Source organism: Algoriphagus vanfongensis DSM 17529, from assembly GCF_000429465.1.
Classification (GTDB): domain Bacteria; phylum Bacteroidota; class Bacteroidia; order Cytophagales; family Cyclobacteriaceae; genus Algoriphagus; species Algoriphagus vanfongensis.
Map to the genome: position 1 here is coordinate 105848 of NZ_AUBX01000009.1, position 12328 is coordinate 118175.

The 12328-nt window shown below is 42.7% G+C and carries 12 protein-coding genes; 7 read left to right on the forward strand and 5 right to left on the reverse strand.

From position 1 onward, the window contains the following. Positions 1–2: 2 nt before the first annotated feature. Both G460_RS0101630 and G460_RS0101635 read right to left on the reverse strand, forming a co-directional pair. Positions 3–1496: a potassium/proton antiporter gene (locus G460_RS0101630; RefSeq protein WP_026953732.1), complete on the reverse strand. Its 1494-nt coding sequence runs from the start codon at positions 1494–1496 to the stop codon at positions 3–5. 24 nt (positions 1497–1520) lie between these two features. After that, on the reverse strand, positions 1521–2444 hold the full coding sequence (locus tag G460_RS0101635; RefSeq protein WP_026953733.1) for a mechanosensitive ion channel family protein: 924 nt from the start codon (positions 2442–2444) through the stop codon (positions 1521–1523). A 169-nt stretch (positions 2445–2613) separates the two neighbouring features. Here G460_RS0101635 and G460_RS0101640 point away from each other — a divergent pair, with 169 nt between their 5' ends. The 5 genes from G460_RS0101640 (at position 2614) to G460_RS0101665 (ending at position 9075) form a co-directional block, all read left to right on the forward strand. Continuing rightward, positions 2614–4155, forward strand: a complete 1542-nt coding sequence (locus G460_RS0101640; protein ID WP_026953734.1) for a bifunctional GNAT family N-acetyltransferase/carbon-nitrogen hydrolase family protein — start codon at positions 2614–2616, stop codon at positions 4153–4155. Then, positions 4137–4715: a KdsC family phosphatase gene (locus tag G460_RS0101645; protein WP_026953735.1), complete on the forward strand. Its 579-nt coding sequence runs from the start codon at positions 4137–4139 to the stop codon at positions 4713–4715. Before G460_RS0101640 ends, G460_RS0101645 begins: the two co-directional genes overlap by 19 nt. Beyond that, positions 4708–5559, forward strand: a complete 852-nt coding sequence (gene kdsA, locus G460_RS0101650; RefSeq protein WP_026953736.1) for a 3-deoxy-8-phosphooctulonate synthase — start codon at positions 4708–4710, stop codon at positions 5557–5559. Before G460_RS0101645 ends, kdsA begins: the two co-directional genes overlap by 8 nt. A gap of 1 nt (position 5560) precedes the next feature. Next, complete coding sequence (locus tag G460_RS0101655) at positions 5561–7225, forward strand: L,D-transpeptidase family protein (protein ID WP_084421128.1); 1665 nt, start codon at positions 5561–5563, stop codon at positions 7223–7225. Positions 7226–7416: 191 nt separating this feature from the next. After that, on the forward strand, positions 7417–9075 hold the full coding sequence (locus G460_RS0101665; RefSeq protein ID WP_051315869.1) for a L,D-transpeptidase family protein: 1659 nt from the start codon (positions 7417–7419) through the stop codon (positions 9073–9075). Here the strand turns inward: G460_RS0101665 and G460_RS0101670 are convergent. Beyond that, positions 9055–9747 (reverse strand): murein L,D-transpeptidase catalytic domain family protein, encoded by a 693-nt coding sequence (locus G460_RS0101670; RefSeq protein WP_026953739.1) that lies wholly within the window; start codon positions 9745–9747, stop codon positions 9055–9057. The genes G460_RS0101665 and G460_RS0101670 overlap by 21 nt on opposite strands. 293 nt (positions 9748–10040) lie before the next feature. On the opposite strand from G460_RS0101670, the gene G460_RS0101675 reads away from it, so the two are divergent. Together G460_RS0101675 and folE are read left to right on the forward strand one after the other, a co-directional pair. Beyond that, complete coding sequence (locus tag G460_RS0101675; RefSeq protein ID WP_026953740.1) at positions 10041–10451, forward strand: 6-pyruvoyl trahydropterin synthase family protein; 411 nt, start codon at positions 10041–10043, stop codon at positions 10449–10451. Then, entirely contained in the window at positions 10411–11115 is a 705-nt protein-coding gene (gene folE, locus G460_RS0101680; protein ID WP_026953741.1) for a GTP cyclohydrolase I FolE, read from the forward strand. Before G460_RS0101675 ends, folE begins: the two co-directional genes overlap by 41 nt. A gap of 95 nt (positions 11116–11210) precedes the next feature. Here folE and G460_RS0101685 read toward each other — a convergent pair whose 3' ends face one another. Both G460_RS0101685 and G460_RS0101690 read right to left on the reverse strand, forming a co-directional pair. Then, complete coding sequence (locus tag G460_RS0101685) at positions 11211–11702, reverse strand: hypothetical protein (protein WP_026953742.1); 492 nt, start codon at positions 11700–11702, stop codon at positions 11211–11213. 202 nt (positions 11703–11904) lie between these two features. Then, positions 11905–12324: a hypothetical protein gene (locus tag G460_RS0101690; RefSeq protein ID WP_026953743.1), complete on the reverse strand. Its 420-nt coding sequence runs from the start codon at positions 12322–12324 to the stop codon at positions 11905–11907. Positions 12325–12328 lie beyond the last annotated feature (4 nt).

The following is a 12328-nucleotide window of genomic DNA, read 5'->3' on the forward strand; positions in this document are numbered from 1 at the left end:
CTTCAAACTTTCAAAGGATCGGGTTCTGATCCCTCTTGCTTCAAAATACACTTTTTTACTTGCTCGATACCCTCTTGGGTATTTGAGAGGATGATCAGTGTGTCTGTGGCCAGAAGCTCTGTAGATCCATTGGGAGTGATATAGCTTTCACCCCGCTTGATCATGGCGATCAGTGCAGCAGGAGGGAAAGAGAGGTCCACAATGCGCTTGCCTACAGCAGTATCGTCTGGCCTTAGCTCGATTTCCTCCATGGCAGTTTTGCTGCGGTCTTCTAGCAGTTTATCGATCGGTAACAATTGCTTGGCTTTTTCCGGCAAGGAGACATGGAGCCATTTGGCCACCAAGCCTAGGGTGGTTCCTTGCAAAAGGATGGAAATCAAGGATATAAAGAAGACAATGTTAAAGATTGCATTGGCTTTGTCTATTCCTGCGATCAGCGGATAGGTCGCAAATACAATCGGTACAGCGCCCCGAAGTCCTACCCAAGAGATGAAAAGCCTTCTGCGGTTTTTCATCCGGAACGGCATCAAACTGAGATAAACACCCAGCGGTCTGGCTACCAATATTTGGAACAAGGCGATCAAAATCCCCACTCCCAAGAACGGAAGTAGCTGACTCGGAAAGACCAAAAGCCCCAAAGTCAAAAAGAGTACAATCTGCATCAACCAGGCAAATCCATCAAAGAATTTGATAATAGATTTCTTGTGGATCAATTCCTGATTGCCTAGATAAACAGCCGAAATATAAATCGCCAAGAAGCCATTGCCTCCCAGAAAATCAGTGATTGAGAAGATGAAAAACATAATCCCTATCATCAAGACTGGATAGAGTCCTTCAAATCCCAATTTGATCAAGTTGATAAGATACCTGCTTGCTTTGCCTAGTAAAAATCCCGCTAGTCCGCCGATAGCCATTTGTGCCAAAAAAGCAGGAATGATTTCCCAAACGGATTTTTCGGGCTGCACTACCAAGGATAAAAAGGAAATAGTCAGCACATAAGCCATCGGATCGTTGGATCCACTTTCCAGTTCCAAAGTGGGACGAATATTGGTTTTGAGAGCGATCTGCTTGGATCTCAGAATGGAGAAGACCGCAGCGGCATCTGTGGATGATACGATGGAGCCTAGGAGTAGTCCTTCAAACAACGTAAAATCTGTGACCCAGTGAATGAAAAGTCCCAAGGAAACAGCCGTCAGCAAGACGCCAACCGTAGACAGGGCAATCCCTTGCCCCAAAACTGGCTTGACGGTCTTCCAGTCTGTCTCCAATCCTCCCGAAAACAAAATGAAATTCAAAGAGATGATCCCGACAAATTGAGCGGTGCCGGGATTGTCAAACTGAATGCCGATGAAACCATCCGAGCCCGCGAGCATCCCCAAAGCCAAAAACAAGACTAGGGTCGGGACGCCAAACTTGTACGAAGTCTTTCCGATCAGGATACTGATGATCAAAAGGCTGGAGCCGATCAAGAGGATGTTTTCACTGGTTAGCTCCATTTCAAATTCCGGCTAGGTAAAAAATCAAGACTCGGGAGATTCCTCCTCTTGCTGAAAACTCGATCGAATATGGATATCTCGCTGAGGAAATGGTATCTCGATCCCAGCTTCCCCAAACTTTTTGAATATTTCATAATACAATTGGCTCTTGAGAACTCTCGGCTTGTTGATAAAGTCCGAAGTCCACACCCTCAGGTTAAAATTGATGCTGCTGTCGCCATATTCATCAAAAAGTACATCCGCTGCCGGATTCTTGAGTACTCCCGGATTGCTATCGGCTACCTCCAATAGCAAAGTTCTAACTTTTTCGGGGTTTTCCCGATAGGAGACTCCCACAGGAAAATTGAAACGCACCATGCGATCACTATGAGACCAGTTGATGACTTGACTGTCAATAAATTGGCTGTTTGGAACGATGATGGTAATATTATCATTGGTGACGATCCGGGTAGACCGTGCAGAGATTTTGATCACGTCTCCATTTACATCTCCGACTTCGATTCGATCTCCGACTTTGATCGGCTGTTCGAAAAGAATGATCAGGCCGGATATGAAGTTGTTGGTGATATTTTGCAAACCAAAACCTATACCGACACCGACAGCACCGGCGAGCACACCGAGAGCGCTGAGGTCGATCCCGTTGGTTTGGAGGATGGTGAAAACCCCAATGATGATCAGGACGTATTTGACCAGCATACCGATTGTCTGTCGGGTGCCGACATTGATCTCGTAGCGGTTGAGGATTTTATTGACCAGTAGTTTTCGGATCAATTCGGAGATCACAATGACTCCCAGAAAGGAAACGATCAGTACAAGCAGCAATCCTACAGTCAGATGGGACTCGCCTAATCGAAAGAGACTTAGGTTGAAGATTTTGTCCAACCAGTCCAAAAGGTCAAACTCTTGCGTTCCTGAACTGGAATTATTCGTGAGGGTATCCGTTTGCATGCTAGATTAATTGCCGCTGAATTACTTAATTTTGGATCAAAATATCAAAAAGCTTTCTGTTAAACACTCTTGATGATACACTTGTTATAAATTCAATAGAAAATTTTGTTTGCTGTGTGTCTAGATGTGGCAAAAGAAATTTTCGATTGATTTTTCTTAATATTGACCTATGAGTAAGCAAAAAGAAGAACTCGAGCACCGACTCAAACTCCGAAATATCAAATTGTCTGATTTCGATGATATCCATGAAATCATGGCTACCATCTACAAAAACAAAGGAGGAGCCTGGACACGACAGGAGTTCAAAAACCAGATCAAGGCATTTCCGGAAGGGCAGATCTGTATAGAGGACAACGGGAAAGTAGTGGCTGGGGCGCTCAGTTTGATTGTGGACTATGCCAAGTTTGGCGATAATCATACCTACGATCAGATTACCGGATATGGTAAATTTGACACCCATGAGGACGATGGAGATACGCTGTATGGTACCGATGTCTTTGTGGACAATGAGTATCGGGGCATGCGTCTGGGCCGGAGATTGTACGATGCGCGAAAGGAACTCTGCGAGAATCTAAACCTCAGATCTATCATTGCCGGCGGGAGGATTCCAGGATATTTCAAATATGCTGATGAGATGACGCCCCGCAAATACATCGACCTTGTCAAAAACAAGGAGATTTTTGATCCTGTGCTTTCTTTCCAGCTTGCCAATGAGTTTCACGTGCGGAAAGTAATCACCAAATATTTGCCGGAAGATACTGATTCCAGAGCCTATGCGACCCTTTTGGAGTGGATCAACATCTATTATGAAAAGGAAGAGAAACTCATCGGGAATAAAAAGTCCATCGTAAGATTGGGTTTGGTACAGTGGAAAATGAGACGTTTTTCCAATGTGGATGATCTGATGCAGCAGGTAGAATTCTTTGTCGATACAGTATCGGGCTACAAGTCTGATTTCTGCCTTTTACCTGAGTTTTTTAATGCGCCGCTTTTGGCGGAGTTCAATGACATGGACGCTTCAGAAGCGATCCGTAATTTGGCAGACTATACAGAGGAGATCGTCAGTAGAATGAGTGAGCTGGCAGTCTCGTACAATGTCAATATCGTAGGAGGGTCTATGCCGGAATACGATGGGAAAAAATTGAGAAATGTGAGCTATCTCTGCCGCAGAGATGGGACGCAGGATAAGCAGTATAAATTGCACATAACTCCGGATGAAGCTGCCTATTGGGGACTTCAGGGAGGCAATGGAATCCGCGTGTTTGATACGGACGCAGGGCGAATCGGGATTTTGATTTGCTATGATGTGGAATTTCCAGAGCTAGGAAGAATTCTGGCAGAGCAGGATATGGACATTCTGTTTGTGCCATTTTGGACTGATACCAAAAATGCCTTCCTCCGCGTCAATACATGCGCGAAGTCGCGTGCCATTGAAAATGAATGCTATGTGGCTATCACCGGGTCGGTGGGCAACTTGCCCAAAGTGGAAAATATGGATATTCAATATTCGCAGGCTGCGATTTTCTCTCCCTCTGATTTTTCCTTCCCGCATGATGCCGTAGTGGCCCAAGCTTCAGAAAATGAAGAAACCATCATCGTGGCGGACGTGGATTTGGATCTTTTGACCAAACAAAGAAAAGCAGGAAGTGTGCGTAACTTAGAACAGCGTCGCTTGGATTTATATTCAATACAATGGAAGCAGAAGAAGTAATCAACAGTCATTTTTCCCATGTTTCAGCTGAGGTCTGGGAAAGGGCTGAGAAAATCAAACTTTTGATCACTGATGTAGATGGTGTGCTCACAGACGGTGGGATCATCTATGACAATGATCAAATGGAGTATAAGAAGTACAATGTCAAAGACGGATTGATCATCCATCACTTGCGCAGGAGCCGGATCATGGTGGGAGCCATCACAGGTCGAGCGTCGAAAGTGGTAGAAAATCGATGTGAGGAGCTTCGGTTTGATTTTCATTACCACGGTGTCAAAGACAAATTGAAAAAACTCCATGAAATCCTGGAAACGATGGAGTTAGAGCTGGATCAAGTAGCCTATATCGGAGACGACTTGATCGATTTGCCGATTCTGCATCAAGTAGGCTTGGCAGTCGCCCCAGCCGATGCAATTCATTATATCAAGCCTTATGTTCATTTGGTTTCTCCTTTTGCCGGAGGGCAGGGAGTCTTCAGAGATACGGCGGACCTGATTTTACATGCCAAAGGAAATCTGATTCCTTTGATACAAACCTTTATTGAAAAAAATGATGAATAGAACTACGAGTACCATGCATATCCGTGAAGGAATCGTATTGGGCTCCGAAAAGCCGGTATTATTTGCTGGTCCCTGTGCGGTAGAAAGCTTGGATATTTGTCTGGAGATAGGCACCAAGGTGAAAGAACTAGCCGAAAAGAATGGATTTTCTTATGTGTTTAAGGCTTCCTTTGACAAAGCCAATCGGACTTCCTCTGGCTCTTTTCGAAGCATCGGAATGGATCAGTCACTACAGGTGCTTCAGGAAGTTGGCAAAACGCTGGATGTACCCTTGGTGACGGATATTCACGAGAGCTATCAAGCAAAAGAAGTAGCTGAAGTAGTGGATGTATTGCAGATTCCGGCATTTCTCTGTCGCCAGACAGATTTGCTATTGGCTGCAGCTGAGACCGGCAAAGCTGTCAAAATCAAGCGCGGGCAGTTTATGGCTCCCGAAGACATGCAATATGCAGTCAAAAAAGTAAGGTCGGCGGGCAATGACAATGTCTGTCTGACAGAGCGTGGTTTTTCATTGGGCTATCACAACCTCGTCGTAGATATGCGTGGTCTTCCAATTATGAGACAATTTGCTCCGGTTGTTTTTGATATTACGCATTCGGTGCAGCAGCCTGGTGGCCAGGGAGGCACCAGCGGAGGACAGCGGGAATTTGCCCCCATTTTGGCCAGAGCTGCAGCAGCTACAGGGATAGATGGGTTTTTTATCGAGACGCATCCTGAGCCTAAAAAAGCTTTGAGTGATGGGCCTAATTTGATACCTTTAAATAAAATGGAAGACTTCCTGCCGATGCTTTTTGAGGCATGGTCTTTGGGAAGGAAATTCCAAGATTTTAAAGTTGAAGATTAATATGAACTATCTTTCAGTCATTCTAAACCGAGCATTTTTATCCTCGGTTTTTTTATTTGCTTTTTATATCAATTCTTTTGGATACCAGGATAGCGTGTCGAGTCAGATTAGGTTTCGATTGGAGTATGATGAGCCGCAGCAGCGCCAAAGCATCAGGAATACAAAGTTGCTTACCAATGACGAGATCCATACTTTCTATGCCAATCGGGAGTTTGTTCCGGTCTGGTCCAAAGACGGTGTTTTGAAAGAGCTGGCGTATGAGCTGCGCTTCGAAATCAGACAGGCCAAGTATGATGGACTCAACCCGAAGGATTACCATTATCAGTTGATAGATACCTTCATCGAATCTATGGAGCAAAATAAGGAAAGCCAGATTGCCAATTCTGACGCAGATCTAGCTGACTTGGATATTTTGATGACGGATGCTTTTTTTCAATTGGCAAGCCATCTCGAATTTGGAAAAGTAGATCATTCCAAACTAAAAGCTGACTGGGAGATAGAGCCTATAGAAAAGAAAATCAGCTTTGGCGAAGTGCTTTGCGCCGCAGATCAGGAGGGAAGTTTGCGTCCATTTTTAGTCTCCTTGTATCCAAAATTTCAAGTGTATCACAAGGGCAGAGAGGTGCTTCGTGCCATGGAGAATATAGAGGAGAAAGACAGTATGGATTGGAAAACTCTCAAAATCAATAAGTCAATCAAAATCAATGATTCTCATTCGTCGATTCCTGAGATACGGGAGCGTCTGAAGTTTTGGGGCTTTTTGGATTCTTTGGCTGATGAGCAGTGGAAATCCAAAAATTATGATTCACTGACTTTTGAGGCTGTGAAAAACTACCAGCACGAAAACGGTATGGAGCCTGATGGTGTGATTGGTAACTTGACGATCCAGTCACTCAATCAATCTCCGGCCATGCTGATGGACAAGATAGCGGTCAATCTCGAGCGGATGCGGTGGCTGCCGGATACCGTTCGCAACTCAAAGTTTATCCTGGTCAATATTGCTAACTTCCAATTGGACTATATCAACAACTTGGACACGATTCATTCTGCTCGCGTGATCGTAGGAAAGAAATACCACGAGTCTCCTATTTTTCGAGCTGACATGAGCTACATCGTATTTAGTCCTTATTGGAATATTCCCTATTCGATCACTAGGAGCGAAATACTGCCAGCTGTGAGAAAAAATTCAAATTACCTTCAGGAAAAACACATGGAGGTAGTCACTACGTCCGGTCAAGTAGTCAATCCTGCTTCTATAGATTTCAGTAGCAAATCCTTTCCTTACTTAATTCGCCAAAAGCCGGGAGAATGGAACTCCTTGGGTTTGGTGAAATTTATGTTCCCCAACAAGCACAATGTGTACATCCACGATACCCCTGGCAGATCACTGTTTGTAAGAGAGGAGAGAGCTTTGTCTCATGGTTGTATCCGCATTCAAAATCCAGCTGATTTTGCTGCTGTTTTGCTTCAAGATAGACCGGAATGGACAGCTACCCGCATAGCAACTGCGATGCATCAGGATCATGAGCAGATTGTCAATTTGGATAGAAAAATCCCAGTTGTTTTGCTGTACCTCACTTTCTGGTCAGATACCAATGGCAAAGGTCATTTTAGACCCGACATCTATGGGCGAGACGATGAGGTGCTGGCTGCTTTGAGAAATTAGCCCTTACTTCTGTCCCGATATTGTCGTCAGTGTGGGGAAAATATTTCTCACTTTTACCGCTCTCTAAATCATAGTGAGCGGTTTTTGTTTTTGTAAGAACTTGAAAATAAGTGGTTTAATTTGGTTTTTTATCTTTAATCCTAGTAGTGCATAAACTTTGAAAACTAATCGGCGGTACAACATCGCCTTTTATGAACAAAAAAATAATCTTCCCAATCACCGCACTTTTGATCGTCGCAGCCGGTCTGATTTGGTTTATGAACCAAAGAAGATCCGATCTGACAGATGAATTGCAAAGTAGTCTTACTGGTTCTCAGCCTGAATTCCTTGCCCAATCCCGCTATTCGGAGCAGATTCAGTCATTTTATGCTGACCGGGAATATTTGGAACTCTGGTTGTTCAATGGATCACTTTCCAATGAAGGAGAAGAACTAGTAGAAACCATTCAAAATTCGAAATATGAAGGTTTGCTACCTCAGGATTATTATCTGGAGGAATTGAAAGCGCTTTCCAGTAATCCCGAAGAGGTTGACTTGAAATTCAAAAATTTGAATTCAGATGAAAAAGTACGATTGGAGCTCCTGCTTTCCTATGCTTTTTTCAATCTGGCTCATGATCTGGATCGAGGAAAAGTAAATCCATCCTCATTGGATCCGAATTGGAAATTTGAAGAAAAGGAGAGTGAGGTTGATTATTTAGCCTTGCTCAGAGAGGTATCAGAAGGAGCTTCCATTGAGAAAACTCTGGCGAAGCTATATCCTCAATCTCCGCTCTATACAAGGGGAAAAGAAGCTATCAAAGAGCTCTATGCTATTCAAGAAAATGACACATTAGAATGGGAGTTTGCGAAGGTAGAAGGTGCGATCAAAGTAGGAGAGAAGCATGCTGCTATACCTGCTTTGAGAAAGCGATTGGCTTTTTGGGGATTTCTTGAAAAAGTAGAGGTAGAAGAACCAGGCCTGTTTGATTCCACGATGTACAAAGGACTTCAGAAATACCAAGAGTCAAACGGTATGAATCCAGATGGCGTGATTGGTTCTTTGGTAGCCGAATCCCTCAATAAATCTCCCCAAGATTTGATCGATATTGCTTCGATTAATATGGAGCGTCTGCGATGGATGCCCGCTATGGATTGGGATCAAGAGATGGTTTTGGTCAATATCGCCAACTATCAACTAGACTATCTCCAGAAGTCGGATACGGCTTTCACAGCGAAGGTGATTGTGGGGAAAGAATACAATGAATCTCCCACATTTACAGCTCCGATGAGCTATATCGTCTTTAGTCCGTATTGGAATATTCCGCCTTCTATTACCCAAGATGAGATCATTCCGGCTGTTCAGAAAAACCCGAATTACCTTTCTCAGAAGAATATGGAAGTGGTCAATGGAAACGGAGAACCTGTGAAAATGTCTGCTGCCAACTTATCCAAAGGAGAAGGCTATCGCATCCGACAAAAACCCGGAGGAGATAATTCCTTAGGTTTGGTCAAATTTATGTTTCCGAATGACTACAACATTTATATCCACGATACACCTGCAAGAAGTCTTTTCGAACGTGAAACGAGAGCCTTGAGCCATGGCTGTATCCGAATTCAGAACCCTGATCAGTTTGCCAAGGTATTATTGAACGATTCGGACTGGGATGATGAAAAAATACAAGAAGCTATGCATCAGCAGCAGGAAAAAGTGGTGCAATTGGATAGAGAAATACCTGTTGTACTCGTCTATATGACTTTCTGGGCCGGAGAAGATGGTAAGGCCAATTTTAGATCAGATGTCTACGAACGGGATGCAGCTTTATTGAAAGCATTGAGAGGAAGGAAGCAATCAAGCCTTGATCAGGCTTGATTGAGTCAGGTAGGTATTGTCATCACCAAAGATAAAAAGCAATGATCCATCTTTGATCAGATCGATCGCTTGGGCTGAGAGTTCACTTGGAAGCGCAGGGCAACCTAAACTTCTACCGAGTCTCCCGACTGATTTGGCAAATTCTTCACGGGCATAATCTGCACCATGGATAACAATGGCACGATTTCTCGCTTGATCATTAAATCCTTTTTCCAATCCGTCCAATCTAAGTGAATATCCATGTTTGCCAGAGTAGGTCTCGGCAGTTTTATAAAAACCCAGACTGCTTTTGTATGATTCTGGTTGATTGGAAAAAGATTTGGCCATGAGATCTCCGGAATTTCTGCCATGAGAAACTACTGAATTTAGCAGAATTTGGCCTTTTTCAGGATCGATGATCCACATTCTTTTGGCAGTGGAAGGAAGGCTGAAATCAATGACCGTGAGTACTTTGGATTTTAGATTTTCCTTCATTTTGGTCCATCCCTGGAATGCAAGAGCAAAAACTTCTTTGGATGGAAGCGCTCCGTTTTCACTTTTGAGACCTTCATAGACGGTGGCGACAGGATCGGCAGATACTTTACTGGTAATCTCTGTTTTTTCTTTGAAATCTGAACTTGGAATGATTCCTATAAAAAGGAAGAAGGTAATCGCAATTGTTTGGTACAGCATAGATAAATAGGTGATTTTGCAAATTTAGGAGGATATCCCGTGAGTTCAAACGAACTTAACCTCAGTATCTTATGATTATGATCATAAATCTTGTGAAAATAGGCAGGAACCTATTTTAGAGATTTGTTCGTTGTACCTCAAGCAGGGCATTGTAAATTTTGGAAGCAAATTTTATTCTGTATTTTTGCAATCCGAAAATTAATCCCCTGTTTGTCAGGAAGCTCTCTGTAGTGGAACAGTCAAAACAGAAAATAATTCAAACAAAAACAGAAAAGCGGCTGTTTCAGCATTCCATGAAAGTATCAGTTTATAGAAAAGAACATTTCAACGCGGCGCATAGACTTCATAATCCGGACTGGTCCGATGAGCAAAATCAAGCCGTTTTTGGGAAGTGTAATAATCCTCATTTTCATGGACACAATTACGAGCTGATCGTCAAGTTGCGTGGTGAAATAGATCCACGAACGGGCTACGTATATGATATGAAAGTGCTCAGTGACCTGATCAAGGAGCATGTCTTGAAAAAATTTGACCATAAAAACTTAAATCTTGATACCGATGAATTCAAAGATCTTAACCCAAGCGCTGAAAACATTGCAGTGGTTGTTTGGAATATTTTAAGGGAAAAAATTGATCGAAAATTCGAGTTAACGATTCGACTTTATGAAACAGAAAGAAACTTTGTTGAATACGATGGGAATTAAAATCGCCCGGGCATCTGCTGAGGAAATCGGTGATGAGCATGTAGGAACTTCCCTGGAAACACCTCTTCGAGAGGATGCTTTTGAGATGGACGATGAACTCAAGATCGAGTTGATCGAGAAGCACTTCCGAGAAATCATGCATATCATGGGACTTGATCTGACTGATGATAGTCTCAAAGGCACTCCCCATCGCGTGGCAAAGATGTATATCAAAGAGGTTTTTAGCGGATTGAATCCCTTGAATAAGCCTGTAGCCAAGCTTTTTGACAACAAGTACAAGTACAACGAGATGCTAGTGGAGAAGAACATTACCTTCTTTTCGCATTGTGAGCATCATTTTGTGCCGATTCACGGCAAAGCTCATGTGGCTTACATCTCCAATGGATCGGTCATTGGCCTTTCCAAAATCAATAGAATTGTGCAGTATTTTTCTCAGCGTCCTCAGGTTCAGGAGCGCTTGACGATGCAGATCGGTAATGAACTGGTGGAAGCTCTGGGAACCGACGATGTGGCGGTGATCATGGATGCTGATCACATGTGTGTGAGCTCCAGAGGAGTGAAGGATACAACAAGTAGTACGCTGACATCGTTTTATTCAGGAAAGTTTGAAAAAGACGAGCAGGCCAGAAATGAATTCCTGAATTATATCAGTTTGGAAAGATAATCTTGAAAGCGAAACCAACAGAAACCGAGCTGAGAGGCTCGGTTTTTTTATTTTTAGCTTAAGTGATTTTCTTTTTGGCTACCTTCTGAAGTTAGTTATGGAATGGCTACTGGACTATTTTTCTCTCCCTGACTTACTCTTCTAAAAGAGTTGATCAGCATGTAATAGTAAAAAATCCCTGTGGCTACCATCAAAATCAAGTCAAAAAGACCTTCGGAATAGGGGCTTGCATTTGGATTGATCCCCAAAATTCCCAAAGTGATGCCGGCTGGAATAGCTATAAGCAGGCAGAAAATAAATAAGCGGATTCCCGTAACGAAGGACAGAGCGAGAAATCTTTTGAAAAAATCCTTATTGTCTCCAGATTCATTTACATCAAAGGCTTTTTTGGAGCCTATCACTGTGATCACAATTGTGACGAATACCTGAAATAAAATAATGGAAAAGACTGAGGAATCATCACTTCCTAATAAGGGGAAGATTGAATAGAGAACCAAGTTTCCCAATAAATAATTGAAGATTTCTTTATCGGAAACCAGTCCATTTCTCAGGTTTCTTTCTAGTACTTGAATGTCAAACCAAATCATAAAATTAAAGTTTAAATGTTCAAAAATCAGTTTTTAAAAATTCAATACTGTCTTGATTTAAAGGAGCTTATTTCTGCTAAAATAACTCTTTTATTCTATTGAACTAATTGTTTGGACTTTTTGATCACTACTGAGTCGGATTACATCTTTATAAAAATAAGAAATTGAATTTCAGTTTCTTGAAATCAAAAAGATTTTGGTTTTAGTCAATTTTCACCAACAAATACTGGTCTAGATAGGTGTCAGAATCTTCGGATCTGTAGTCTCGTGAAAACTCCAATTTATTGCCCGTTTTGGTCAGTTCGTAGTCTCCTGAAAGAATTAGGCTCCAGTCAAATTCAGCCGTCCAAGGGCATTCGTTGGCAAAAGTAATGGTAGAGCCATTGATGGAATAAGTGCCTCTGCAAAGCGCAGGATATTTGGTGATATCGCTGGATCCGCTCCATTCATTTCCGTCAAAAACCAAAGTGACTTGAGCTATTTCTCCATCTCCAAAAGCTTGAACTCGTTGAAAAGTACCCGAGAAGGTGCCTTGCTGGAAGTTGCTCTTTAGGGAGTCGTCTTCCGAGCAGCTAAAAAAGCATACAAACAGAAGGAGGGAAATTGATGGGAATGATCGCATATGA